The 25,239-nt window shown below is 67.0% G+C and carries 21 protein-coding genes; 14 read left to right on the top strand and 7 right to left on the bottom strand.

Annotated elements, in window-relative coordinates:
• The first annotated feature begins 16 nt into the window (after positions 1–16).
• From manD to DCN14_RS12520, 4 genes are all read left to right on the top strand, one after another.
• Complete coding sequence (manD, locus tag DCN14_RS12535) at positions 17–1,225, top strand: D-mannonate dehydratase ManD (protein ID WP_096507724.1); 1,209 nt, start codon at positions 17–19, stop codon at positions 1,223–1,225.
• Between the two features lie 29 nt (positions 1,226–1,254).
• A complete protein-coding gene (locus DCN14_RS12530; protein WP_096507779.1) occupies positions 1,255–2,286 on the top strand; it encodes a Zn-dependent oxidoreductase in 1,032 nt (343 codons plus the stop codon).
• A gap of 168 nt (positions 2,287–2,454) precedes the next feature.
• Positions 2,455–3,489: a 3-dehydro-L-gulonate 2-dehydrogenase gene (gene yiaK, locus DCN14_RS12525; RefSeq protein WP_096507723.1), complete on the top strand. Its 1,035-nt coding sequence runs from the start codon at positions 2,455–2,457 to the stop codon at positions 3,487–3,489.
• A gap of 109 nt (positions 3,490–3,598) precedes the next feature.
• Positions 3,599–4,888, top strand: a complete 1,290-nt coding sequence (locus tag DCN14_RS12520; protein ID WP_096507722.1) for an MFS transporter — start codon at positions 3,599–3,601, stop codon at positions 4,886–4,888.
• An 84-nt stretch (positions 4,889–4,972) separates the two neighbouring features.
• Here the strand turns inward: DCN14_RS12520 and DCN14_RS12515 are convergent, their stop codons facing one another.
• On the bottom strand, positions 4,973–7,165 hold the full coding sequence (locus DCN14_RS12515; protein WP_096507721.1) for a TonB-dependent siderophore receptor: 2,193 nt from the start codon (positions 7,163–7,165) through the stop codon (positions 4,973–4,975).
• A gap of 410 nt (positions 7,166–7,575) precedes the next feature.
• Between DCN14_RS12515 and DCN14_RS12510 the strand changes: the two genes are divergently transcribed.
• Positions 7,576–8,022 carry a hypothetical protein gene (locus DCN14_RS12510; protein WP_096507720.1) on the top strand — a complete coding sequence of 149 codons (447 nt, stop codon included), beginning with the start codon at positions 7,576–7,578 and terminating at the stop codon, positions 8,020–8,022.
• Between the two features lie 20 nt (positions 8,023–8,042).
• Here the strand turns inward: DCN14_RS12510 and DCN14_RS12505 are convergent, their stop codons facing one another.
• The 5 genes from DCN14_RS12505 to DCN14_RS12485 form a co-directional block, all read right to left on the bottom strand.
• Complete coding sequence (locus DCN14_RS12505; RefSeq protein ID WP_096507719.1) at positions 8,043–9,143, bottom strand: porin; 1,101 nt, start codon at positions 9,141–9,143, stop codon at positions 8,043–8,045.
• Between the two features lie 105 nt (positions 9,144–9,248).
• The gene (locus DCN14_RS12500) at positions 9,249–10,592 is read right to left on the bottom strand and encodes an MFS transporter (protein WP_096507718.1); all 1,344 of its coding nucleotides are present in this window, start codon (positions 10,590–10,592) and stop codon (positions 9,249–9,251) included.
• A gap of 150 nt (positions 10,593–10,742) precedes the next feature.
• Positions 10,743–11,804, bottom strand: a complete 1,062-nt coding sequence (locus DCN14_RS12495; RefSeq protein WP_096507717.1) for an aromatic ring-hydroxylating dioxygenase subunit alpha — start codon at positions 11,802–11,804, stop codon at positions 10,743–10,745.
• A 48-nt stretch (positions 11,805–11,852) separates the two neighbouring features.
• Positions 11,853–12,818: a PDR/VanB family oxidoreductase gene (locus tag DCN14_RS12490; RefSeq protein ID WP_096507716.1), complete on the bottom strand. Its 966-nt coding sequence runs from the start codon at positions 12,816–12,818 to the stop codon at positions 11,853–11,855.
• On the bottom strand, positions 12,815–13,894 hold the full coding sequence (locus DCN14_RS12485; protein ID WP_096507715.1) for an aromatic ring-hydroxylating dioxygenase subunit alpha: 1,080 nt from the start codon (positions 13,892–13,894) through the stop codon (positions 12,815–12,817). Before DCN14_RS12485 ends, DCN14_RS12490 begins: the two co-directional genes overlap by 4 nt.
• A gap of 198 nt (positions 13,895–14,092) precedes the next feature.
• On the opposite strand from DCN14_RS12485, the gene DCN14_RS12480 reads away from it, so the two are divergent.
• Positions 14,093–14,581 carry a MarR family winged helix-turn-helix transcriptional regulator gene (locus DCN14_RS12480; RefSeq protein ID WP_096507714.1) on the top strand — a complete coding sequence of 163 codons (489 nt, stop codon included), beginning with the start codon at positions 14,093–14,095 and terminating at the stop codon, positions 14,579–14,581.
• A 69-nt stretch (positions 14,582–14,650) separates the two neighbouring features.
• Here DCN14_RS12480 and DCN14_RS12475 read toward each other — a convergent pair whose 3' ends face one another.
• Entirely contained in the window at positions 14,651–15,397 is a 747-nt protein-coding gene (locus DCN14_RS12475; RefSeq protein WP_096507713.1) for a TetR/AcrR family transcriptional regulator, read from the bottom strand.
• Between the two features lie 171 nt (positions 15,398–15,568).
• On the opposite strand from DCN14_RS12475, the gene DCN14_RS12470 reads away from it, so the two are divergent.
• From DCN14_RS12470 to DCN14_RS12435, 8 genes are all read left to right on the top strand, one after another.
• A complete protein-coding gene (locus DCN14_RS12470; protein WP_096507712.1) occupies positions 15,569–16,750 on the top strand; it encodes an isovaleryl-CoA dehydrogenase in 1,182 nt (393 codons plus the stop codon).
• 31 nt (positions 16,751–16,781) lie between these two features.
• Entirely contained in the window at positions 16,782–18,389 is a 1,608-nt protein-coding gene (locus DCN14_RS12465) for a carboxyl transferase domain-containing protein (protein WP_096507711.1), read from the top strand.
• A gap of 19 nt (positions 18,390–18,408) precedes the next feature.
• Complete coding sequence (locus tag DCN14_RS12460) at positions 18,409–19,194, top strand: enoyl-CoA hydratase/isomerase family protein (protein ID WP_096507710.1); 786 nt, start codon at positions 18,409–18,411, stop codon at positions 19,192–19,194.
• Between the two features lie 36 nt (positions 19,195–19,230).
• Complete coding sequence (locus DCN14_RS12455; protein ID WP_096507709.1) at positions 19,231–21,231, top strand: acetyl/propionyl/methylcrotonyl-CoA carboxylase subunit alpha; 2,001 nt, start codon at positions 19,231–19,233, stop codon at positions 21,229–21,231.
• Positions 21,232–21,768: 537 nt separating this feature from the next.
• A complete protein-coding gene (locus DCN14_RS12450) occupies positions 21,769–22,200 on the top strand; it encodes an STM2901 family protein (RefSeq protein WP_096507778.1) in 432 nt (143 codons plus the stop codon).
• Positions 22,200–22,538: a DUF1493 family protein gene (locus DCN14_RS12445; protein ID WP_096507708.1), complete on the top strand. Its 339-nt coding sequence runs from the start codon at positions 22,200–22,202 to the stop codon at positions 22,536–22,538. The genes DCN14_RS12450 and DCN14_RS12445 overlap by 1 nt, the downstream gene beginning before the upstream one ends.
• Before the next feature lie 337 nt (positions 22,539–22,875).
• Complete coding sequence (locus DCN14_RS12440) at positions 22,876–23,079, top strand: hypothetical protein (RefSeq protein ID WP_096507707.1); 204 nt, start codon at positions 22,876–22,878, stop codon at positions 23,077–23,079.
• Positions 23,080–23,121: 42 nt separating this feature from the next.
• On the top strand, positions 23,122–25,236 hold the full coding sequence (locus tag DCN14_RS12435) for a phospholipase C, phosphocholine-specific (protein ID WP_096507706.1): 2,115 nt from the start codon (positions 23,122–23,124) through the stop codon (positions 25,234–25,236).
• Positions 25,237–25,239: the final 3 nt, after the last annotated feature.

Below are 25,239 nucleotides of genomic sequence, written 5' to 3'. Positions count from 1 at the left end.
CCGCTGGAGGAGCGCAGTGAAAATCGAACGTTTGCAGACCATCGTCACGTGTCCGGGCCGGAACTTCGTGACGGTGAAGATCGTGACCGACGAAGGCGTGTACGGCCTCGGCGACGCGACGCTCAACGGGCGCGAGCTCGCGGTGCGCGCCTATCTGGAAGACCACGTGTTTCCGTGCCTCGTCGGCCGCGATCCGCGCAACATCGAGGACATCTGGCAATACCTGTATCGCGGCGCGTACTGGCGGCGCGGGCCCGTGACGATGACGGCGATCGCCGCGATCGACATGGCGCTCTGGGATATCAAGGGCAAGCTGGCGGGCATGCCCGTCTATCAGCTGCTCGGCGGCAAGAGCCGCGACGGCCTGATGGTCTACGGCCACGCGAACGGGCGCGATCATGAAGAAGCGGTCGACGCGGTGCGCGAGCACATCGAGGCCGGCTACCGCGCGATTCGCGTGCAGTCCGGCGTGCCGGGGCTCGACAAGGTGTACGGCGTCGGCAAGACGGCCGGCGCGTACGAGCCGGCCGAGAAGGGGCTGCCGCCCGAGGAGCCGTGGGACACCGCGCTCTACCTGCGCCACACGCCGGACCTGTTCCGCAAGGTGCGCGACGCCGTCGGCGATGCGCCGCACCTGCTGCACGACGCGCATCACCGGTTGACGCCGATCGAGGCCGCGCGCCTCGGCCGCGATCTCGAGCCGCACCGGCTGTTCTGGCTCGAGGATGCGACGCCCGCGGAGAACCAGGACGCGTTCCGGCTGATCCGCCAGCACACGACGACGCCGCTCGCGGTCGGCGAGGTGTTCAACTCGATCTGGGATTGCAAGGACCTGATCCGCGACCAGTTGATCGACTACATCCGCTCGACCATCGTGCACGCGGGCGGCATCACGCACGTGCGCCGCATTGCCGACTACGCGGCGATGTACCAGGTGCGCACGGGTTTCCACGGCGCGACCGACCTGTCGCCCGTCTGCATGGCGGCGGCCGTGAACTTCGGGCTGTGGGCGCCGAACTTCGGCATCCAGGAACTGATGCCGCACAGCCCGCTGACCGATGAAGTGTTTCCGCACAGCTACCGCTTCGAGGACGGCTATCTGGTGATGGACGACGTGCCGGGCCTCGGCGTCGACATCGACGAGACGCTGGCCGCGAAATATCCGTACGAGCGCGCATACCTGCCGGTCGCCCGGCTGCGCGACGGTTCGATGTGGAACTGGTGAGCGGCGAAGATCCGAAGGAGAGAACCGAAATGTTGAGCGTCGTTGTCGATCGTCCGAACAGCATGGGCGTGCGCGAAGTGCCGCTGCCCGCGCCCGCCGCCGGCGAAGTGCGCGTGAAGGTGCGCTATGCGGGCATCTGCGGGTCGGACCTGCATATCTTTCACGGCAAGAACCCGTTCGTGTCGTACCCGCGCATCATCGGCCACGAATTCGTCGGCACGATCGAGTCGGTCGGCGACGGCGTGGACGCCGCGCGGCTCGGCGAGACCGTCGCGGTCGATCCGGTGATCAGTTGCGGGCAGTGTCATGCGTGCACGATCGGCCGGCGCAACGTGTGCCGGCACCTGAGCGTGCTCGGCGTGCATCGCGACGGCGGCTTCAGCCAGTACACGTGCGTGCCGGCCGGCAATGCGTACCGGATTCCGGAAGCGATCGCCGACACCTGCGCGGCGATCGTCGAGCCGTTCGCGGTGGCCGCGAACGCGACGTCGCGCACCGGCGTGCTGCCGGGCGACGTCGCGCTGATCTACGGCGCCGGCACCGTCGGGCTGACGATCCTGCAGGTGCTCAAGCGCGTGTACGGCATTCGCGCGTTCATCACCGACCGGCTCGACGCGCGGCTGCAGCTCGCGCGCAAGTGCGGCGCGGCGCCGGACGAGATCATCAACACGAGCGTCGAGCCGCTGCCGGAGGCGCTGGAACGGCGCGGCGTCGACGGCGGCCCGACGCTGATCTTCGATGCGGTGTGCCATCCGTCGATTCTCGAGGAAGCCGTGAGGCTCGCCGCGCCGGCGGGCCGGATCGGCGTGCTCGGGTTTTCGTCGGAGCCGTCGGCGATCGTGCAGGCGGAGCTGACGAAGAAGGAACTGACGCTGGCCGCGTCGCGGCTCAATTGCGCGATGTTCCCGCAGGTGATCGACTGGATCAGCCGCGGGCTGATCGAACCCGAGCACATCGTCACGCACAAGGTCGGCTTTCGCGACGTCGCGCGCGCGTTCGAGATGGCCGAGCACAATCCCGCGGAAAGCTGCAAGATCCTGCTCGATTTCGCGGGCGGCTGATACCGGTTCGTATCGACGGCCGGGGCGTGTCGCGCGTGTCGCGTCGCGCCGGCCGCACGATGCGATCGCTCGCCGCCGGCGAGCCGGAGCGGCGCGAATCCCGCGCGCCGCTTCGAAGGCAGTAGCGGGATCGAACACAACGATATCCAACATCAGGAGACATGCATCGTGACCCGGATTGCCTTCGACGAAATGCAGCGCGCGATCCACGCGGCGCTCGTGAACGCGGGGATGCGCGAACGCGACGCCGGAATCTGTGCGCGGGTGCATACCGAATCGACCTGTGACGGCGTCAATTCGCACGGCATCAACCGCGTGGCGCGCTTCGTCGACTATCTCGACAAGGGATGGGTGAACGTCGACGGCGCGCGTGAGCGGGTCAAGCAATTCGGTGCGATCGAGGTGTGCGACGGCCATCGCGGCCCGGGCATTCTCAACGCGCTGTCCGCGACCGACCGCGCGATCGAGATTGCCGACGTGCAAGGCGTCGGCATCGTCGCGATGCGCAACGCGACTCACTGGATGCGGGGCGGCACCTATGGCTGGCACGCGGCCGAGCGCGGCTATATCGCGATCTGCTGGACCAACACCGAAGCGTGCATGCCCGGCTGGGGCGGCAAGAACACGCGCGTCGGCAACAACCCGTTCGTGATGGCGGTGCCGCGCGCGCAGGGCCATATCGTGCTCGACATGGCGATGTCGCAATACTCGTACGGAAAGCTGCAGGCCACCCGCCTCAAGGGCAGGAACATGCCGTTTCCCGCCGGCTTCGACGGCGACGGGAAGCTGACTGCCGAGCCCGGCCCGATCGAAGCGTCGATGCGCATCTTGCCGATGGGCTACTGGAAGGGCTCGGGCTTCGCGATCATGCTCGACGTGCTCGCGGCGGTGCTGTCCGAAGGGCTCGCGACGAACGGGATCGATGCGATTCAGCAGGGAAGCTGCACGGGCTGCTCGCAGGTCTTCATCGTGATCGACCCGCGCAAGCTCGGCGGCGAAGCATTCACGAACCACGTCGCCGACGGCGTGGCCGACTACGTGAATACGTCCGAGCTGGCGGAGGACAGCCGCGAAGTGCTCTATCCGGGGCAGAGCGCGCTGCGCACGCGGATCGCGCAGCGGCGCGACGGCATCGTCGTCGACGACGGGATCTGGGCCGACGTGCTCGCGCTCGCGGAGCGGCGGGCGACGCCGCGTTCCTGACGGGAAGGCGGCCGGCACGCCGGACCGGCGCGTGCCGGCCGTTGCCGGAACGAGCGTGCAGGCGGGTTCATCGCTGCATAGACGCGTGTTTTCATCGGGAGAACTGACCATGACGGCGGATGTCGCGCTTGCGCTCGACGCAGGCATCGAGGCACGGAACGAAGACGCGTTGTACCGGAAGGTGATACTGAGGATCGTCCCGCTGTTCTTCCTCGGGTTCATCATGTCCTATCTGGACCGCGTCAACATCGGCTTCGCGAAGTTGCAGATGGCGGCCGATTTCGGCCTGACGAATGCGTCGTTTGCACTCGGCGCGAGCGTGTTCTTCTGGGGCTACATGCTGTTCGAGATTCCGAGCAACCTGATCCTGCGGCGGGTCGGCGCGCGGGCATGGATCGCCCGGATCATGGTCACCTGGGGCATCGTGTCGATCCTGATGGTCTTCTCGCGGAACGCGGCGGCGTTCTACTCGCTGCGGTTCCTGCTCGGCGTGTGCGAGGCCGGCTTCGTCCCGGGCGTGATGTACTACACGAACACGTGGCTGCCGGCCCGGCGTCAAAGCGGCATGTACTCGCTGTTCCTGATGGCATTGCCGATCGCCGTCGTGTTCGGTGCGCCGCTCTCCGGCGCGATCATGGAGACGATGAACGGCGTGGCCGGCATCCACGGCTGGCAGTGGCTGTTCCTGCTCGAAGGGCTGCCGTCGGTGGTGCTGGGCGTCGTGATCCTGATGCTGCTGCGGAACAAGCCGGCCGACGTGGACTGGCTGAGCCCGCGCGAGAAGCAGATCATCGAGGCGAATGTCGCGAAGGAGGCGGCCTTCAAGTCGCATCGCGTGGCCGATGCGTTCCGCTCGCCGAAGATCTATGCGCTGATCGCCGTGATGATCCTGTTCAACACCGGGTTCTACGGCCTCACCTTCTGGATGCCGACGCTGTTCCACGACGCGGGCGTCGCGAACAGCCTGGACGTCGGGCTGCTGACGGCCATCCCGTTCGGCGTCGCCGCGCTCTGCATGTACGTGAACGCGCGGCGTGCCGAGCGCTCCGGGCGGCTGCGCCGGCACGGCGTGGTGCCCGTCGCGCTGGCCGCGATCGGCCTGTTCGTCGCGACGGTGGCGCACGACAACTTCTGGCTCGCGCTGGTGATGCTGACCGTCGCGACGTCGGGCATCCTGTCGCTGATGCCGATCTACTGGACGCTGCCCGGACGCGTGCTGTCCGGCCCGGCGGCGGCGGCCGGCTTCGCGCTGATCAATGCGTGCGGGAGCCTGTCCGGCATCCTGGGCGCGATGATCATCGGTTATGCGGGCCTGCGGATCGGCATGACCATCCTGGCGGGCGCGCTGTTGTTGTGCAGCGTCGTGTTCTATCGGGTCTGTCCCGCTACCGCGGAATAGTGTCGAGGCGGCTGCGCGGCCCGTAGCGGCGCGCGGCGGGTCAGGGCGGTCCGCCGCCGCGCCGTTTCATCGCGTGCAGGATGGTCAGAACGACACCGTCGTCGTCAGCGTGACGAGCCGCGGCTCGCCGACCGCGACGATCAGGTTGCTGTTGCTCGACGGATAGTAGGTCTTGTCGAGCAGGTTCTTCACGTTGAGCTGGATGCGCGTCGGGAACTTGCCGATCGTCGTTTCGTACGCCGCGAACGCATCGACGGTCACGTAGCCGGGCAGCGTGAAGCTGTTCGCGGTGTCGCCGGGCCGCGCGCCGACGAGCCGCGCACCGCCGCCGAAGCGCCAGCGTCCGGGCAGGTTCGCAATGGCCGTGTCGTACACCGCGAACAGGCTGCCGGTGTGGCGCGCGACGTTGACGAGCGGTGTGTTGCTGTCGCGGTCGTTCGCGTTCGTGTACGCATAGCTGCCGATCAGGCTCAGGTGGCGCGTGATCTGCCCGGCGACGTCGAGTTCGATCCCGCGCGAGCGCGCGGTGCCGATCGTCGACGTGATGTCGCCCACCGTGACCGCGACGTTGCGCTTGTCGATCTGGTAAGCCGCGAGCGTGCCGGTGATGCCGGGCTTCACGCTGAACTTCAGGCCGGCTTCCAGCACGCGGCCGAATTCCGGCGCGAGCGGCGACGTGACGTTCGACGCGACGTTCGGCTTGAACGAGCGGCTCACGTTCGCATACGCGGTCAGCGACGGCGTGAGCGCATACGCGAGCCCGAACTGCGGCAGCCACACGTTGCCGTGCGAGCGGTCGGCGAACACGAACGGCCGGCCCATCCCCGATTCCTGCTGCCAGTCTTCCCAGCGCAGCCCGGCGACCGCGGTCAGCCGGTCGGTGAGCTTCACCGAGTCCTGCACGATCATCGAGTACGTGTGCACCTTCGAAAGCGAATCGCTTTGCTTCGCATTCGCCGTGCCGCCGGGCGCGAGCAGGCCGTAGACGGGATCGTAGAGATCGAAACCCTTCGTCGCGGTGCCGCGGATCGTGTCGCCGCGGAAGCTGCGCTGCCGTTCGTATTCGCCGCCGACGTACAGCGCGTGGTTCATCCCCGCGAGCGTCAGGTTGCCGAGCAGGCCGAGCGTCGCGATCTGGTCGGCGTCGTTGCGCCCGAGGTTCGCATCGGCTGAACGGGTCATCGCACCGGTCGTGCTGTTGAACGCGGTCGCGCGGGTGATGTTTTGGGCGTAGCGGTCGCGGCCCCAGCCGTAGGTCGCGCGCACGCGCCATGCGTCGGAGAAGCGGTGCTCGATGCGCGCGCGCAGCGTTTCCTGGACCCCGCTGCTTTGCGCCCACGCTTCCTCGTAGCGGCGATAGCGCAGCGCATCGTCGGGGCGGCCGTTTACGAGCACGGTGCCGCGATCGAACGGCGTCGTGTAGTCGACGTACTGGTAGCTGACGTCGATCGACGTGTTCGCGTCGTGCCACGACAGCGCGGGCGCGATCAGCGCGTCGCGTTCGCGGCCGAAGCTGCGCCAGTAGCGGCTCGTGTCGTATTCGCCGGTGAGCCGGAACGCGAGCGTGCCGCCCGCGACCTGGCCCGGCTTGCCGAGCGGGCCGGTCAGGTCGAACTGCGCGCTGCTGCCGCCGTGGCTCGTGCGCGACGCCGAGATCGAGCCGCCGAGCGTCTCTTCGGGCTTGCGCGTGACGAGATTGATCACGCCGCCCGGATCCTGCATCCCGTACAGCAGCGAAGCCGGACCCTTCAGCACTTCGACGCGGTCGATCGTCGCGAGATAGCTGTGCAGCACCGGCGTGCGCACGCCGTCGACGAGCACGGAGCCGTCGTTGTTCGAGCCGAAGCCGCGCTTGATGAACGCGTCGCGCGTGCCGCCGAGCGTGTTGGTCTGCGTGACGCCGCTGATGTTGCCGAGCACGTCGTCGAGCGAGCGCGCCTGCTGGTCCTGCATCACGCTGCTGCTGACCACCGCGACCGATTGCGGAATGTCCTTGATCGCCCGGTCGTCGCCGCCGGCGACGCTGCTGGTGCGCGGCTGATAGCCGACGGTCGGGTCCGCGGTGGCCGAGGCGCTGACGCTGATCGCCGGCAGCTCGCGCTCGACGGGCGACGATGCGGGCGCGGGCGACGATGCCGTCGCGGCAGGGGCGGCCGGCGCGCGTTCGTCGGCGGCCGCATGCGCGCCGCTTGCGACGCAAAGGGTGATCAGGGCGGGCAGGCTCGTGCGCCACGGACGCAAGGTCCGGGCGCGGCGGGGCAGTCGACGGGATGGCATGAATCGGTGAGTGGCGGAGTGCTAAGAATCGGGTCGCGGGCCGCGGCGGCTTCGCCACGGCAGGGTGTGCATGATATATGTAATGAGAATCATTTTCAATTGTAATGAGGCTGATTCCGAATGCGTGCGGCGATTGCCGGGCCGGCGGCCGTCTGCTACCGTAGCGCCCAAAATCAGAAGCAGTGAAATTCAACGAGAGCCGGGGGCCGCACCATGCCATCTACCTGTCACGTCGCGTGCAGCGCGACGCCGCGCACCGCAGCCGACCATGCGGGTGGTGAAGTGATCGCAGCCGTATTCCACGATTCGAACGATTAAAACGCGTGCGCGTGCATTGCGCGCTGCGCCGGGCAGCCGGCGCAGCGTCGCCTTCAATCACTTCAACCACCACGTTTGACGGGAGACCACCCATGAAAAAGATTTCCGCGCCGTTTGCGGCGGCCGCGCTCGCGGCATGTGCGATGCTGGCCGGCGTTCAGCAGACGGCTGATGCCGCGCCGGCGGCCGAGCCCGCGATCGATGCGCACTACGGCACCGTGATCGAGGCCTACACGCAGGACATGAGCACCGCGAAGACGAAATACGACGGCAAGCGCCTCGCGTTCGTCGGCGCGGTGATCCGGATGGGCAGCGACCCGGGCGGCACGTACTTCGGTGCGTTGACGACCGACGGCGAGCAGTTCGACACGCACTTCGACGTGGCCGACCAGGATGCGCTGAAGCCGAAATTTCCCGGCGGCGAGATCAAGCCGTTCACGGCCTCCGCGAATTTCCGCTTCAGTTGCGTGAACGAAGGCTATATCGACGCGCCGGTGCTGCCGGGGTTGAAGCTCGTGCATTGCCGGCTCGCCGATTGACGTGGCGCCGTGGCCGGCGCTCAGAACTTCTGCTGGATGCCGGCCATCACGCCGAGCTGATTCATCCCGGTGCCGACCGTCCCGCCGGCGGCGACCGCGTTCGCGGCCAGCGCGCTGTTGAACATGTAGCCCACCGACGTATAGACGGTTGTCCGCTTCGACAGGAAGTAGTTCGCGCGGCCGACGAGCAGCGTGGCGTTGGCGCCGCCGTCGGCGCTTTCGCTGCGCTGCAGGTAGCGCACGCCCTGGAGGTCGAGCGCGAGGTACGGCGTCGCGTAATAGGTGCCGCCGGCAAACACGATGTCGGCCTGCAGGTGTTCGGCCGCCGCGAGGTTGCGGCGGATCCACCCGGCGCCCAGTTTCGCGGGGCCGATCTTCACGTAGCCGGCGACGATGTCGCGCGTGTCGGTGTAGGCCGGATTGTTCAGCGGCGCGAGCGCGCCGCCGCCGCCGCGCATCACGTCGTGCGACGCGGCGAGCCCGAAATTGCTCGCGTCGTACGCGATCATCGCCGTGTATTGGCGGCACGCGACGATGTCGCCCGCCACCTGGCCCGCGCAGCCCGTCGCCGACGGTCCTGCCGGCCCGGCCGCGTCGCGGCCGAAGCTGTACGTCGCGCCGAGCGTCACGCCGTGGAACGTGCCCTTGTAGCCGATCGCATTGTCGCTGCGCGCATTCGGCAGGTACGAGTCGAAATCCGCCATCGAGTGAATCGACGGGCCGATCACGTCGGCATTGGTCAGCACGATCATCGACATGTTCATCTGGCGGCCGAGGGTCAGCGTGCCGAACGGACTGTTCACGCCGACGTTGGCCTGCCGCCCGAACAGGCGCCCGCCGTAGTTCAGCGCGCCGGTGCCGGGCTGGAAGCCGTTCTCGAGCACGAAGAAGGCCTGGTAGCCGCCGCCGAGATCCTCCGTGCCTCTCAGCCCCCAGCGTGACGGCACTTCGCCGGTCAGCGTCGGCATCCCGGTGAACGACCCGCCGTGCGCGGCATTGTTGTAGTAGGACACGCCGGTGTCGACGATCCCGTACAGCGTGACGCTGCTTTGCGCGCACGCCGGGCCGGCGAGGGCCAGCGTCAGCGCCGTCGAGCATGCGACGCCCAGTTTCTTTTTCATTGCTGTCTCCAAACAGTATATAGATGTACTTATCGATTTTTATCGGATCGTGCGGTGACGACCCGGGGCGCTGACGGGTGTCGGCGCAACGGCAGCCGTGGTGCGTTACGACATGGCCGGATCGCGCTGCCCGCGCAGGGCCCGGGCGGGCCCGCAGGCCACGGCGACGGCGATCGCCGCGCCGGCCATCGGCACGAGGAACGCGAGATAGAGATGCGACACGGACCAGCCGTCGTCCAGCAGCGCGCCGACCGTCATCGGCGACAGAATCGCGCCGAGGCGGCCGATGCCGACCGCGAGGCCGATGCCGGTGGTGCGGATTTCGGCGGGGTAGGGCGTCGGCGACAGCGCGTACATGCCGGCCACGCACGCGTTGATGACGGCGCCGAGAAACACCCCGACCGTCAACCCGATGCCGAGCGAGCCGGTGTTCGCGCCGAACACGACCATCAGTGCGCCGCCCAGCAGCAGCGTGGCGCCGAGCAGGTTGCGCAGGCCGACACGGGTCGACAGCAGGCTGAACAGCGACGCACCCGCGATGCCGCCGAGATTGAGCAGCACGCCGCCGGTCACGCCCTGCGATGCCGACAACCCGGCCTGGACCAGCAGCTTGGGCGTCCAGCTCACGACGAAATAGAAGCTGCCCATCACGAGAAAGAACGCGATCCACAGCGCGATCGTGCGGCGCGTGAGCGGCGGCCGCAGCACCGCCGTCCAGCTCGACGCGGACGCGCCGGCATCGGTGGACGAGGCAACGGCCGGCAGCGCGTCGATCGGCGCGCGCTTCATTCTGGCGAGGATGCGGTTGATTTTCCGAAGCGCGTCGTCCGGGCGTTTCGCGAGCAGGAAGTCGAGCGATTCCGGCAGCAGTGCGAGCACCATCGGGATCGACAGCAAGGTCAGGACGCCGCCGAACGCGAACACGCTGCGCCATCCCCATGTCGACAGCAGGTAGCCGGCCACGACGCCGCCCGCGGTGGCGCCGATCGCATAGCCGGTCGACTGCATGCCGATCGCGGCGCTGCGCCATTTGTTCGATGCGTACTCGCCGCTGATGACGGTCAGGCTCGCGAGCATTCCGCCGATGCCGAGCCCCGTGTACGCACGCGCGGCGGCGAGTTGCAGCGTGTCGTGCGTGGCGGCGCACGCGAGCATCCCGGTCGAGATCACGACGAGGCAGAGCAGGATGATCCGGCGGCGGCCGACGCGGTCGGCGAGCGGTGCGATCAGCACCGAGCCGATGCCCATGCCGGCAAGGCCGGCACTGAGCAGCAGGCCGATTTCCTTGCCGCTCAGTTTCCACTCGGCCGCCAGATGCGGGGCGGCGAACGCGATGGCCAGCACGTCGAAGCCGTCGAGCATGTTCAGCACGACGCAGGCCGTCACCGCCATCGTCTGAAACGCACTCATTGGGGATACGTCAATCGTATTGCGGATATTTGCACTCACGTCAAAGACCCTTTATTAAAATAGTATGACTAATTAAATGGAATTGAATCGAAGCCGGCGGTATTGAACGGGGTTGAGGATGGAGGGGCGGCCGCGGCGCCCGAGGCTGTCTGCGGCCGTTGCCCGCTTGTGCGCGCGCCGGTGCGACGCTTACGCGGGTTCGGTTTGCAGCAGAAGGCGCTCGATCACGCGCCGCGCGCGATTGGGGCCCGCGTCGACGTGGATGTCGATCTGCCGGCCGCCCGGAAACCGCAGCTGGTTCCGGTATTGCGCTTCGATTACGGTCTTGTCCTCGTCGAACGTCGCCGCCGATTGCTCGATGACCGTTTGCGCGACCCGCTCGACGTCGTGCTGCGGATTGGTCGCGACGGTCCAGAAGTAGTGCGTCGTCGCGTCGGTTTCGGGCGTGATGCCGTGAAAACCGCGCATGTGGAAGCCGCCGCGCGACGGATCGAGCAGATCGCCGGTGCCGGCGTCCATCGCGCCGGTCCAGATCCGGATATGCGATACGTGGAATTCGATTTCCTGCCAGCGATCGACACGGCCCGCGAACGGCCATGCGGCCGTGTAGGTCGGCGGTGGTTCGGAATCCGGCATCCGGCGGACCAGCGACACCGTGTCGCCGTCGCTGCTGACGCGGGTTTCCGCGCCCATGTGCAGCGGCGCGTTGCCGCCGATCGTCTTCAGGTGCACGTAGCCGAGATGGCTCAGGTCCATCAGGTTGTCGTGAATGAGCTGATACGGCGCGTCGTAGTGGTAGCGGCCGCCGCCGAAGCGATAGTGCGGATCCGCGTGGAACGCGTAGCGCGGCGGCGCGCAGGCGGGTTGCGCATGCGGGTCGGCGCCGATCCAGATCCAGACGATGGCGTCCTGCTCCTGCACCGGATACGACGATACGCATGCCTTTGCGGGAATCCGGTCCTGGCCGGGAATCTCGACACAGGCGCCGTCACGGTCGAACAGCAGGCCGTGATAGCCGCAGCGCAGGCCGCGCGGTTCGAGCGAGCCGCACGACAGCGGCAGCGACTTGTGGCAGCAGCGATCCTCCAGCGCGCCGATTTCGCCGGACGGCAGCCGGAACAGCACGACCGGGCGGCCGAGCAGCGTGCGCGCGACGGGGGTGTCCGTCAGTTCGGATGACAGGGCCGCGACCCACCATCGGTCGACCGGGAATCGAGCAGTATTGATCGGTGATCCGGCGTGTTGTTCCATTGATCGTCTCCAATATCGTGTTGTGCCGCCGCGCGTTGCGCGGCCCGTCTACAGGTCGAGTACCAGCATGTCGGTTCTGGATCGCGAGCAGCACGGCATGAACTGGTCGCCGGCTGCCTTTTCGTCGTCGGTCAGATACGCGTCGCGATGATCGGGCTCGCCTTGCAGCACGCGCGTCATGCACGTGCCGCATACGCCTTGCTCGCACGACGTCAGCACGTCGACGCCGTTTGCGGCCAGCGCCGCGACGACGGTGCATGCGGCCGGCACGTCGATCACCTGGCCGCTGCTCGCGATGCGAACCTGGAACGCGCGATCGGTGTCGGACGACTCGATCGCGCCGCCGAAGAATTCGTAGTGCAGGCGCGCGTCGGCCCAGTGGCGGGCGCGGGCTTCGGCCAGTACCGCATCCATGAAGCCGCGCGGGCCGCAGACATACAGATGCGTGCCGTCCGGCGCCGCGGCGAGTGTGGCGGCGAGGTCGAAGCGTTGCGCGGGATCGCCGTCGTCGACATGGAAGCGGGTGCGATCGCGGAACCCGGCGGCGTTGATCCGTTCGACGAACGCCATGCGATCGGTCGAGCGCGCGCAGTAATGCAGGTCGAACGCGATGCCGGACGAGAACAGCCGTTCCGCCATGCACAGAATCGGCGTGACGCCGATCCCGCCCGCGAGCAGCAGGTGATGCGGCACGTTCGGCGCGAGCGGGAAATGGTTGCGCGGCATCCCGATCTTCACGGTATCGCCTTGCCGGACTTCGTCGTGAATGGCGCGCGAGCCGCCGCGTCCGTCGGCATCGCGCAGCACCGCGATCTGATAGCGGTCGCCATGTTCGGGGTGATTGCACAGCGAGTACTGGCGCACGAGCCCGCCCGGCAAATGGACGTCGATATGGGCGCCCGCGTCGAAGCGCGGCAGCGGCGATCCGTCGTCGCTGACGAATTCGAAGCCGCAGATGTCGCGCGCTTCCTGCCACTTGCGGGCGACCCTGACCGTCAACGTCGCGGTGCTCATGACGCCTCCTTCACCGGCACGACCGGAATCACGGGCCGCTGTGCGCCCGCTGCGCGTTCGTCGGCGAGCAGCCGGTCGATCACCTTGCGCGACAGCACGCCGCCGGCGTCGATGTTGAGCTTCAGCAGCGTGCGATCGGGCCACTTCTCGAGGTTGAGCTGCTGGCGCTCGAGCATCTCGAGATCCTCGGCGAAGATCTTGCCCTGGCCTTCGCGGATCTCGGCGGTCAGCGCGGGATCGTCGGGCCGGAAGTTGCGCGCCATTCCCCAGAAGTACCAGATCGACGTGTCCGTCTCGGGCGTGATGAAGTCGACGACGATCGACGACGCCTTCAGCTCGGCCGGCGCGTCGTAGCCGCCGTGGCCGGCATGCGCGACGCCGACTTCGATCATCACGTGGCTCGGCGGCGTGAAGCGGCAGATCTGCCAGCGATCGACCGGCACGTCGTCGGCGAGGCCGTTGCCGCGCAACCCCATCTGCCAGAACGGCGGCGGCATCACGTTCTCCATGAAACGGCTCGTGACGACTTCGTCGCCGTGGCTGGTCGTCTTCGGCGGCGCTTCGTCGATTTCCTTCTGGCCGATGCTCGACGCATGCACGTAAGTCTCGTGCGTGAGATCCATCAGGTTGTCGATCATCAGCCGGTAGTCGCAGCGGATGTGATACAGGCCGCCGCCGTGCGCCCAGGCCGGATCCTCGGCCCATGCCAGCGTGGGCAGCTTGGCGGGATCGGCTTCGGACGCGTCGCCGGGCCAGACCCAGATGAATCCGTAGCGCTCCGCCACCGGAAAGCTGCGAATCGGCGGAAACCCGCCGACGCGCTGGCCCGGCATGCCGGCCGTCTTGCCGTTGCAGCCCATTTCGAGCCCGTGATAGCCGCACACGAGCACGCCGTCGCGCACGAACCCGAGGGACAGCGGGGCGCCGCGGTGCGGGCAGAAGTCCTCGAGCGCGGCCACCTGGCCGTCGGCCGCGCGGTAAAACACCATCGATTCGTTGCAGATCTTGCGGCCCAGCGGCTTGCCGTCGATTTCGTCGGGCGTGCCCGCCACATACCAAGCGTTCTTGAGAAACACGTTCGTCGTCTCCTTCAGGTCGGTGCCGCCGGTACGCGGCGCCTCTTCATTCCGTGTACTGAATGAGATTCAGTGTACTCATTGAGATTGGCGCGGGCAAGCCGGGCGGTATACTGGTTTTCCCGGGAAATGGCGCGAGGCAGCGCCATGCCGTGGGCGCACGCAACCGGCGTGCGCCGCCTCTGTCATCGCTCATTCATGGAAAAAACGAATTCCGCCGACATGCCGACCTTCCCGCTCGATCTGTACGACGAGCCCGGGCACCTGATCCGGCGTGCGCACCAGATCGCCGTCGCGATGTTTTACGAGAAGCTGGGCCGGGACGTGACGCCGGTGCAGTACGCGGTCCTGCGGATGCTCTACGAGTGTCCGGGGCTCGACCAGGTGACGCTCGCGCAGCGGGTGGCGCTCGACACGTCGACGACGGCGGACCTCGCGGTCCGGCTCGAAGCGAAAGGATTGATCGTGCGCGAAGTGCTGCCACGGCGTCAGCGGCGGCTGCTGTTGACGCCGGCGGGCGTGGAACTGCTCACGCACCTGATTCCGTCGGTGAAGGAGTTGCGTGCCGGCCTGTTCGACGGGATGGGCGAGGACGATTCGCAGGAGCTGGTGCGGCTGTTGCGCAAGTTCGTGCATCTGAACAACGAGCAGAGCCGCGCGCCGCTGCGGGTCGGCGAGGATGCGTAGCGTTTGCTGATTCCCGCGCGGCGGCGAAGAGGTGCGGGCAGGGCGGCGGGCGCGTCGCCCGCGCCTGCGTCATGCGCGTGACGCTTCCCCTTCCAGGCGCCGCACCGCTTCCGCGACTTCATTCCTGAAGCGCACCAGCGCCGCCTGCTCCGGCGCGGGCGGCTGCACGGCGGCCCACAGCATGTCGATCAGTTGCGTGGCCGTCGTTTCCGTGTCGAGCTTGCGGTGCCCGAGGATTGCATCCCACAGCACGTGCTCGATCGGCCCGAACACCATCGAGCGCAGCAGGCTCAGCGGCATGTCGTTCCGCACCTGCCCGACCGCCTGGCCGCGCGCGAGCACGTCCATCAGCGGCGCCGTGTAGCGGCGCTGCAGCGCGGTGAGCTCGTCGCTCAGCGCATGCTGCTTCGCACGGCCTTCCGACAGCACCAGCGCGCACAGCCCCGTGCCGTTCACCAGCATCAGCCGCAAGTGCGTGCGCACGATGAATGCGAACTGCTGCTGTACCGACGCCTCCAGCGGCATCCCGTGTTCGAACGCGGCAATGATTTCGTCATACCAATCGGCGATCACGCGCGCGCACAGCTCGCGCTTGCCGCGGAAGTAGCTGAACACCGTGGCCTCCGACACGCCGACGCGCTGCGCGATCTCGGCGGCCGTCGCATGCTCGTAACCCTTTTCGGCGAACACTTCCCTGCCGGCGCGCAGGATGTCCTGCACGCGCTGCTGGGATTTGCGCCCGGCGGGTGCGCGCGACGTGTCGGCGCGGTCGGCTTTGGCGGTGGCGGTCATGGTGTCGGCGGTAGCGGCTGTCATGTCGCCATGATATCTGAGTGTCACTCAAAAAACTATTGACGGCAGGCCGGACGAGGCGCGAAACTGTGCAAAATTTCCGCTGTATTGGCTTAATGAATCGACGCATTGATCCGATTTGAGCGAAACTCAGAAATCGGCGCATGCGACCCACTTTCTGGAGACGGAGGAGACATGATCAACCTGCCCGGCGTGCAATTCATGCTCGGTGAAGACATCGAGATGCTGCGCGACGCCGTCGCGACGTTTGCGGCGAAGGAAATCACGCCGCGCGCGGCGGAGGTCGACCGCACCGACCAGTTTCCGATGGATCTGTGGAAGAAGTTCGGCGATCTCGGCGTGCTCGGCATGACGGTGGCCGAAGAGTACGGCGGCTCGGCCATGGGCTACACCGCCCACATGGTCGCGATGGAGGAGATCTCGCGCGCATCGGCGTCGATCGGCCTGTCGTACGGCGCGCATTCGAACCTGTGCGTGAACCAGATTCACCGCAACGGCACCGACGCGCAAAAACAGAAATACCTGCCGAAGCTCGTGTCGGGCGAACACATCGGCGCGCTCGCGATGAGCGAGCCGAACGCCGGCTCCGACGTGGTCAGCATGAAGCTGCGCGCGGACAAGCGCGGCGATCGCTACGTGCTGAACGGCACGAAGATGTGGATCACCAACGGCCCCGACTGCGACACGCTCGTCGTCTATGCGAAGACCGACGTCGAAGCGAACGCGCGCGGCATCACCGCGTTCATCGTCGAGAAGGGGATGAAGGGCTTCTCGGTCGCGCAGAAGCTCGACAAGCTCGGCATGCGCGGGTCGCACACGGGCGAGCTCGTGTTTCAGGACGTCGAGGTGCCGGAAGAGAACATCCTCGGCCAGCTCAACGGCGGCGTGAAGGTGCTGATGAGCGGTCTCGACTACGAGCGCGCGGTGCTGTCGGGCGGCCCGACGGGCATCATGGCCGCGTGTCTCGACGCGGTGGTGCCGTATATCCACGACCGCAAGCAGTTCGGCCAGGCGATCGGCGAATTCCAGCTGATCCAGGGCAAGGTCGCCGACATGTACACCACGTTCCAGGCATGCCGCGCGTACCTGTACGCGGTCGGCCGCCATCTCGACTCGGCGGGCAGCGACCATATTCGCCAGGTGCGCAAGGACTGCGCGGGCGTGATCCTCTACACGGCCGAGAAGGCGACGTGGATGGCCGGCGAGGCGATCCAGATCCTCGGCGGCAACGGCTACATCAACGAATACCCGGTCGGCCGCCTGTGGCGCGATGCGAAGCTGTACGAGATCGGCGCCGGCACGAGCGAGATCCGCCGGATGCTGATCGGCCGCGAGCTGTTCGCGGAAACGCTGTAACGCCCCACGTCACGCGAACGGAGCCCCGTCGATGCCGATCATCGAATCGAAACTGAATCCGCGTTCGGAAGAATTCCGCGCGAACGCCGCGGCGCTGGAGGCGGTCGTCGCCGACCTGCGCGCGAAGATCGAACAGCTCGCGCAAGGCGGCGGCCAGGCCGCGCGCGACAAGCACCTGTCGCGCGGCAAGCTGCTGCCGCGCGACCGGATCGCGCAACTGCTCGATCCGGGTGCGCCGTTCCTCGAGCTGTCGCAGCTCGCGGCGAACGGCATGTACAACGACGACGCGCCGGGCGCGGGCGTGATCACCGGCATCGGCCGGATTGCGGGCCGCGAATGCATGATCGTGTGCAACGACGCGACGGTCAAAGGCGGCACGTACTACCCGATGACCGTGAAGAAGCACGTGCGCGCGCAGGAAATCGCCGCGGAAAACCGGCTGCCGTGCGTGTACCTCGTCGATTCGGGCGGCGCGAACCTGCCGAACCAGGACGACGTGTTCCCCGATCGCGACCACTTCGGCCGCATCTTCTTCAACCAGGCGACGATGTCGGCGGCCGGCATCGCGCAGATCGCGGTCGTGATGGGGTCGTGCACGGCGGGCGGCGCGTATGTGCCGGCGATGAGCGACGAGTCGATCATCGTGAAGAACCAGGGCACGATTTTCCTCGGCGGCCCGCCGCTCGTGAAGGCCGCGACCGGCGAGGAAGTGAGCGCCGAGGATCTCGGCGGCGGCGACGTGCACACGCGCCTGTCGGGCGTGGCCGACCATCTCGCGCAGAACGACCCGCATGCGTTGTCGATCGCCCGCAACATCGTCGATCACCTGGCGCCTAAGATTGCACCGCCGGTGGCGCTGCGCGAACCGAAGCCGCCGCGCTACGACGCGAAGAGCCTGTACGGCGTGATTCCCGTCGATACGCGCAAGCCGTTCGACGTGCGCGAGGTGATCGCGCGCATCGTCGACGATTCCGAATTCGACGAATTCAAGGCGCGTTTCGGCACGACGCTCGTCACGGGCTTCGCGCACATCTGGGGCCATCCGGTCGGGATCATCGCGAACAACGGCATCCTGTTCTCCGAATCGGCCGTGAAGGGCGCGCATTTCATCGAACTGTGCTGCCAGCGCAAGATTCCGCTCGTGTTCCTGCAGAACATCACGGGCTTCATGGTCGGCCGCAAGTACGAGAACGAAGGCATCGCGCGTCACGGCGCGAAGATGGTGACGGCCGTGTCGAACGCGAAGGTGCCGAAGTTCACGGTGATCATCGGCGGCTCGTTCGGCGCCGGCAACTACGGGATGTGCGGCCGTGCGTTCGGCCCGCGCTTCCTGTGGATGTGGCCGAATGCGCGGATCTCGGTGATGGGCGGCGAGCAGGCCGCGTCGGTGCTCGCGACGGTGCGTCGCGACGGCATCGAGGCGAAGGGCGGTTCGTGGTCCGCCGAGGAAGAGGATGCGTTCAAGCAGCCGATCCGCGACCAGTACGAGCGCCAAGGGCATCCGTACTACGCGAGCGCGCGGCTGTGGGACGACGGCGTGATCGACCCCGCGCAGACCCGCGACGTGCTCGGGCTCGGCCTGGCCGCATCGCTGAACGCACCGATCGACGACACGCGTTTCGGCGTGTTCCGCATGTAACGGCCGGGAGAATTCACCGATGCGATACGAAACGATCAAGGTCAGCGAAGCCGGCCGCGTGGCGACCGTCACGCTCGCACGCCCCGACGTGCGCAACGCGTTCAACGAGACGACGATCGCCGAGCTGACCACCGCGTTCGAGTGGCTCGATGCGCACGAAGGCGTGCGCGCGATCGTGCTCGCGGCCGAAGGCCCGGCGTTCTGCGCGGGCGCGGACCTGAACTGGATGAAGAAGATGGCCGGTTACTCGGACGACGAGAACCGCGCCGACGCGCGCAAGCTCGCGCGGATGCTCGAGGCGATCCACCGCTGCGGCAAGCCGGTGATCGCGCGCGTGCACGGCGACGCGTATGCGGGCGGCGTGGGCCTGGTCGCCGCGGCCGACATCGCGATCGCCGTCGACGGCGCGAAGTTCTGTCTGTCCGAAGCGCGGCTCGGCCTGATTCCCGCGACGATCGCGCCGTATGTGGTGCGCGCGATGGGCGAGCGCGCCGCGCGCCGCTACTTCACGACGGCCGAGGTGTTCGACAGCACGCGCGCCGCGTCGCTCGGCTTCATTCACGACGCGGTGCCGGCCGACGCGCTCGACGAAACGGTCGCGAAGCTGGCGGCGGCGCTCGTCGCGAACGGCCCCGACGCGGTGCGGGCGTGCAAGCGGCTCGTCGCGGACGTGGCCGGCCGCCCGCTCGACGCGACGCTGATCGAGCAGACCGCCGACTGGATCGCGCGCACCCGCGCGGGCGCGGAAGCGCGCGAAGGGATCGCGTCGTTCCTCGAAAAGCGCACGCCTTCGTGGCGTGAATGATGGCGTGCCCATAACTTTCCGGACGACACCGAAGCCATGTTCGACAAGATTCTGATCGCCAACCGCGGCGAAATCGCCTGCCGCGTCGCCGCGACGTGCAAACGTCTCGGGATCGCGAGCGTTGCCGTCTATTCCGACGCGGACGCGAACGCGAAGCATGTCGCCGCGTGCGACGAAGCCGTGCACATCGGCGGCTCGGCCGCCGCCGACAGCTACCTGCGCATCGAGCGCATCATCGAGGCCGCGCGCGCCACGGGCGCGCAGGCCATTCACCCCGGCTACGGCTTCCTGTCGGAGAACGAGGATTTCGCGCATGCGTGCGAAGCGGCCGGCATCGCGTTCATCGGGCCGCCGGTCGACGCGATCGCGGCGATGGGCTCGAAGGCGGCCGCGAAGGCGCTGATGCACGCGGCCGCGGTGCCGCTCGTGCCCGGCTATCACGGCGACGACCAGGATGCGGGCAACCTGCATCGCGAAGCCGACGAGATCGGCTATCCGGTGCTGCTCAAGGCAAGCGCGGGCGGCGGCGGCAAGGGGATGCGCGTGGTCGAGCGCTCCGACGATTTCCCGGCGGCGCTCGCGTCGTGCCAGCGCGAGGCGGCGAGCAGCTTCGGCAACGACCGCGTGCTGATCGAGAAATACCTGACGCGCCCGCGCCACGTCGAAGTGCAGGTGTTCGGCGACACGCACGGCAACACCGTCTACCTGTTCGATCGCGACTGCTCGGTGCAGCGCCGTCACCAGAAGGTGCTGGAGGAAGCGCCGGCGCCGGGCCTGCACGACGACGTGCGCCGCGCGATGGGCGAGGCGGCCGTCGCGGCGGCGCGCGCGGTGAATTACGTCGGTGCGGGCACCGTCGAATTCATCATGACGGGCGAAGCGTTCTACTTCATGGAGATGAACACGCGGCTGCAGGTCGAGCACCCGGTCACCGAGATGGTCACGGGGCTCGATCTCGTCGAGTGGCAACTGCGCGTCGCGTCCGGCGAGCCGCTGCCGCTGAAGCAGGAAGCGTTGCGCGTGCAGGGTCATGCGCTCGAGGCGCGTCTGTACGCCGAGAACCCGGCGCGCGGCTTCCTGCCGTCGACGGGCACGCTGAAGCACCTGCGGCTGCCGCACGGCGTCGAGTTCGCGATCGGCGCGCCGGTGCGCGTCGACAGCGGCGTGCGCGAAGGCGATGCGATCACGCCGTTCTACGATCCGATGATCGCGAAGCTGATCGTGCACGGCGCGGACCGTGCGGAGGCGCTCGGCCGGATGCTGCGCGCGCTGCGCGCATGCGAAGTGGTCGGCCTGCACACCAACGCCGCGTTCCTGCAGCGGATCGTCGCGTGCGAGCCGTTCGCGATCGCCGATCTCGACACGGGCCTGATCGAGCGCAACCACGATGCGCTGTTCGCGCCGCAACCGCTGCCGCGCGCGACGCTCGCGCTGGCCTGCGCCGCATTGTTCGCACGCGAACGCGGGGCGGCCGCGCGGGAAGGGGCGTCGCCGTGGCGTTCGCTGCCGGACTGGCGGCTGAACGGCGGCTATCGCCGCACGCTCGACTGGCATGCGCCCGATCGCGAAGCGGACCTGACGGCGACTTATGAAGACGACGGCAGCGGCGCACGGATTGCCGCCGGCGATGCGGCCGCGCAGCCGTTCGCGTGGGCGCGCGGCGCAACGCCGCTCGACTTCGACGTGACGCTCGACGGCGTGCGCAGCAGCGGCCGCGTGTACGCGGACGGCGACAGTTTCCACGTGTTCACGCAGGGCGTGGCCGAGACGCTCGAATGGCGCAACGTGCTGGCGCACGCGGGCGATGTCGAGCATGGCGGCGGCCGCCTGACCGCGCCGATGCCCGGCAAGGTCATCGCGGTGCTGGTCGAGCCGGGGCAGAAGGTCGAGACCGGCACGCCGCTGATCGTGATGGAAGCGATGAAGATGGAGCACACGATCGGCGCGCCGGGCGCGGGGGTCGTCGCGGAGGTGCTGTACGGCGTCGGCGACCAGGTCGCGGACGGTGCGCAGTTGCTGGTGATGGCGGAGGACTGAGCGGTGCGGCGCGTGAGGGCCGGTGGCGGCTCTCACGCGCGGGACCAGGGCCGTGCTTCAAGGCAGGAAAGGCCCGACGACATCCGGTTGCGAATGCCTGATGTGCATGCATCGGGACGACACAGCATTCTTGTGTTGTGATTGTCGTTCTCGTTGCGCGTAGACAATAATAAATAATCTGCGTGTGGCGTCTTCAAGATATTTGAATCGTCCAGTGATCCTCGCCGGTGAGCGGCAGCTCGACACGTGCTGTTGCGCGGCCTTGCACCGGTTTGCCCGTTGCAACAGTTGTTCAAAGATCGAAACCGGACCCGTCCGGACCTCTTCGCCGAAATGAACTGGCCGCTTCCTCTTGTGCAGAAAGGGGAAGCGCAATGGCGGCTACTTTCCGGGGCGTCCGGAAAATCAGGCTCGACCAGAGCAACAGCTGCGCGTTCTTGCCCATGCTCGACATGGCTGCGTTAGCGTAACCGCCGGGATGTGCGGCCCGGTGTCCTGCGCAATGATCGAATGAACGTAGCTGAGAGAAAGACCGAGATGGCGAACAAATATAAATACGGAATTCACATCGACCTTACCCCGCCAGAACTTTTCTGCCTGATTGTTATCGACGTAGCCTGTGATGAATTGGGTATCGATGATGCTGTCGGGATCGCGATGATTTTGTTGGGTCAAAGGTTCGTGCCGACCAGAGGGAAGTTCGGCGGAGCGGTCAAGGGAACCTCGATCGCATCCAGGGTATCGAGAAAGGTGCTGCCCTATGAACTCAAGTACAAAATTCTGCCAACGGTAACGTCATTCAAGAGTCTCCTGCTGCTCAAGATCAAATTTACCAGGGAGCTCGGCGCCTTTGTCGGGCGGGCCGTACCGGTGGTCGGTTGGGCCATTACCGCTATCGATATATCAATCATCATGTATCGCTCTACGGTCACGTACAATGGCTTGGTCAAGCAGGAGGATCGCTTTTAATGGACGGTCGTCTGATAGAGATGGTGCGGGATGAGGCTGATTCGCCATTGCACGGCGCGCTCGAGATTACCCCGGACACGGATCTCTGCATCGATCTTGAAATCTCCGACAGGGCCATGTTGAGATTGATGCGGAGATTTTCGGAAACCTTTGGCGTTGATATTGCCGATTTCGACATTGACTACTATTACCCTTCCCGGAAACTGGGATTGGGTCGATTCTTGATGGCGGTATTCAGGTCGCCATTTAGTGCCAACGCCCGGGACAAAATACTGGAGCGTCCGCTCACCGTCAAAATGATGGAGGCGGCGATCGAAACTGGGCGATGGACGATGTAACCGCTCGAAAAAGGGCGGGGCATCGCCCGGTTCGTGGCTGGCCATCCATGACAGCGCGCCGGTCGGCGGTCCGCTGAAATGGCGCGCTTTTCCCGATGTGCGCCGCCATGCGCGCTACACTGGGCCCTTCGAATCTCCCCTCCCGCCGACGATGACCGCTCCCGCCTTTCGATCGCCGGCGCACCCGCCACACACGCACCAACGCGTGCATTCACACGCACGTCGATCCCTGTCGCCCGACACTGTCGTGTAACACGTCAAACTTAGCATTTCGGCGTCGATATGACCGGCGCGGCTTCGCGTCCGCGTCACGTCATCCCATCCACGGAGAACCGTTATGCGAAAGTCGGCCCTGCGGCCTTTCGCGGTCGCCGGCCTGCTCACGCTGATCGCACTCCTGAGCGCCTGCAACGACGACCTGACTGCAACCCCTGCGCCCGTCGCGCAGCAAAAGGCCGCGTGCGGCGGCGGCACGGTCGCCACCGCGCAGATGCGCTGCCCGCCGGGTTTCACCGCCCCGGCTTCCTCGCCCGCATCCTGATACCGGCCGATTCCACCAGAAATCCAATCACGAGCACTCAGCATGGCCATCCATTCGCGACGCGATTTTCTGAAATTCTCCGCCGGCCTAGCCGGTGCGACCGCCGCCACCGCGCTGCTTCCCGAGTCGATCCGCAAGGCGCTTGCGATCGAGCCGAATACCGTGACGGGCACGATCCAGGATGTCGAGCACATCGTCGTGTTCATGCAGGAAAACCGCTCGTTCGACCACTACCTCGGTCACCTGAGCGGCGTGCGCGGCTACAACGACCGCTTCCCGGTCACGCTGCCGAACGGCAAGCCGGTCTGGTTCCAGCCGCGACAGGAAGACCAGGCGAGCGTGATCGCGCCGTTCCGCTACGACACGACCGACCCGGGCGTCAACGCGCAGTGCATCGGCGGCCTGCCGCATACGTGGGCGACGACGCACGGCGCGATCGACAACGGCCGGGCGGATCAATGGGCGGTGCAGAAATCCAACATGACGATGGGCTACCACGTCCGCGACGATATCCCGTTCCATTACGCGCTCGCGGATGCGTTCACCGTGTGCGACAACTATTTCTGCTCGATTCCCGGCAACACGCATCCGAACCGGATGTACCTGATGACGGGCATGGTCGACCCGCTCGGCACGGGCGGCGGCCCGCTGCTCGACAACACCGACTACATCGACAACCCGTTCGACACGATCCAGTTGCCGCCCTTCAGCTGGACGACCTACCCGGAGCGGCTGGAGAAGGCCGGTATCTCGTGGCAGATCTACCAGCAGGGCACCGGGTTCGACAATTTCACCGGCAACTACGGCACGAACATGCTGGCGTGCTTCAACAACTTCGTGAACGCGCCGGCCGGTTCGTCGCTGCAGACGCGCGGGATGAGCACGCGACCGGTCACGCAGCTGAAGGCCGACGTGCAGGCGAACGCGCTGCCGCAGGTGTCGTGGCTGCTGCCGCCCGCCGCGTATTCCGAGCATCCGAAGTTCACGCCGCTGTACGGCGCCTACTACCTGTCGACGATCCTCGATGCGCTGACGTCCAATCCCGAGGTGTGGAGCAAGACTGTCCTGCTCGTCATGTACGACGAAAACGACGGCTTCTTCGATCACGTCGTGCCGCCGTCGGCGCCGACGCTGCCGGGCTCCGGCATGAGCACCGTCGACGTGTCGCTCGAGCGGCACGACCACGTGACGTCGACGCAAACCGGCACGTATACGGCCGACAACCTGCCGTACGGCCTCGGCCCGCGCGTGCCGATGTTCGTCGTGTCGCCGTGGTCGAAGGGCGGCTTCGTCTGCTCGCAGGTCTTCGATCACACGTCGGTGCTGCAATTCATCGAGCAGCGCTTCGGCGTGATGGAAACGAACATCTCGCCGTGGCGCCGGGCGATCTGCGGCGACCTGACGTCGGCGCTCGACTTCTCGAAGTCGGACGCCACGCTGCCGACCTTGCCGAGCACGCAGTCGTATGTCGCGCAGGCCGACCTGCAGTGTTCGCGTGCGTCGTCGCAGACGGCGCCGGCCAGCACCGCGCAGCAGGTCGTGACGGCGCAGGAATCGGGCACGCGGCCGGCGCGCGCGCTGCCGTACGAGTTGCACGTCACCGGGCAGCTCCAGGCGCAAGGCTACGCGCTGACGTTTGCGAATACCGGCACGCAAGGCGCGCACTTCTGGGTCTATACGGGCGATCCGGCCGCGATGCCGCGTCGCTATACGGTCGAAGCGGGCAAGCAACTGACCGATACGTGGGCGCTCGACGCGAGCGGCAACTATCTCGTGAGCGTGTGGGGCCCGAACGGCTATTTCCGGCGCTTCGCGGGCTCGGCCGCGGCGGACGCCGGCGCGAAGCCGGAAATCACGCCGTGCTATGACGTCGCCAACGGCGACGTGTACGTGACGATCGCGAATGCCGGGGCCAGCGCGCTCACGGTCACGGCGACCGATGTCGCGTACGGCGGGGCACCGCGCACGCTGACGATTTCGGCGGGACAGCGCGTCGAGGCGCATTGGGACCTGTCGTGCAGCCGCCGCTGGTACGACCTGCAGTTCGCGGTCGCGGGCAATGCGGGCTGGGTGCGCCGCATCGCGGGGCACGTCGAAACCGGCAAGGCCAGCATCACCGACCCCGCCGCCGTCGCGCCGACGATCACCGCGATCTGACGG

Origin of the sequence: Burkholderia sp. IDO3 (genome assembly GCF_003366075.1) — a bacterium.
Lineage (GTDB): Bacteria > Pseudomonadota > Gammaproteobacteria > Burkholderiales > Burkholderiaceae > Burkholderia > Burkholderia anthina.
This window is presented reverse-complemented; position numbering and strand designations above follow the sequence as displayed.

What these genes read in the sequence shown, in the direction of transcription:
- DCN14_RS12530 (WP_096507779.1), top strand. Translation starts at nt 1,255, where the DNA reads ATGTTGAGCGTCGTTGTCGATCGTCCGAACAGCATGGGCGTGCGCGAA.
- DCN14_RS12520 (WP_096507722.1), top strand. Translation starts at nt 3,599, where the DNA reads ATGACGGCGGATGTCGCGCTTGCGCTCGACGCAGGCATCGAGGCACGG.
- DCN14_RS12515 (WP_096507721.1), bottom strand. Translation starts at nt 7,165, where the DNA reads ATGCCATCCCGTCGACTGCCCCGCCGCGCCCGGACCTTGCGTCCGTGG.
- DCN14_RS12510 (WP_096507720.1), top strand. Translation starts at nt 7,576, where the DNA reads ATGAAAAAGATTTCCGCGCCGTTTGCGGCGGCCGCGCTCGCGGCATGT.
- DCN14_RS12505 (WP_096507719.1), bottom strand. Translation starts at nt 9,143, where the DNA reads ATGAAAAAGAAACTGGGCGTCGCATGCTCGACGGCGCTGACGCTGGCC.
- DCN14_RS12495 (WP_096507717.1), bottom strand. Translation starts at nt 11,804, where the DNA reads ATGGAACAACACGCCGGATCACCGATCAATACTGCTCGATTCCCGGTC.
- DCN14_RS12490 (WP_096507716.1), bottom strand. Translation starts at nt 12,818, where the DNA reads ATGAGCACCGCGACGTTGACGGTCAGGGTCGCCCGCAAGTGGCAGGAA.
- DCN14_RS12480 (WP_096507714.1), top strand. Translation starts at nt 14,093, where the DNA reads ATGGAAAAAACGAATTCCGCCGACATGCCGACCTTCCCGCTCGATCTG.
- DCN14_RS12475 (WP_096507713.1), bottom strand. Translation starts at nt 15,397, where the DNA reads ATGACAGCCGCTACCGCCGACACCATGACCGCCACCGCCAAAGCCGAC.
- DCN14_RS12470 (WP_096507712.1), top strand. Translation starts at nt 15,569, where the DNA reads ATGATCAACCTGCCCGGCGTGCAATTCATGCTCGGTGAAGACATCGAG.
- DCN14_RS12465 (WP_096507711.1), top strand. Translation starts at nt 16,782, where the DNA reads ATGCCGATCATCGAATCGAAACTGAATCCGCGTTCGGAAGAATTCCGC.
- DCN14_RS12460 (WP_096507710.1), top strand. Translation starts at nt 18,409, where the DNA reads ATGCGATACGAAACGATCAAGGTCAGCGAAGCCGGCCGCGTGGCGACC.
- DCN14_RS12455 (WP_096507709.1), top strand. Translation starts at nt 19,231, where the DNA reads ATGTTCGACAAGATTCTGATCGCCAACCGCGGCGAAATCGCCTGCCGC.
- DCN14_RS12450 (WP_096507778.1), top strand. Translation starts at nt 21,769, where the DNA reads ATGGCGAACAAATATAAATACGGAATTCACATCGACCTTACCCCGCCA.
- DCN14_RS12445 (WP_096507708.1), top strand. Translation starts at nt 22,200, where the DNA reads ATGGACGGTCGTCTGATAGAGATGGTGCGGGATGAGGCTGATTCGCCA.
- DCN14_RS12440 (WP_096507707.1), top strand. Translation starts at nt 22,876, where the DNA reads ATGCGAAAGTCGGCCCTGCGGCCTTTCGCGGTCGCCGGCCTGCTCACG.
- DCN14_RS12435 (WP_096507706.1), top strand. Translation starts at nt 23,122, where the DNA reads ATGGCCATCCATTCGCGACGCGATTTTCTGAAATTCTCCGCCGGCCTA.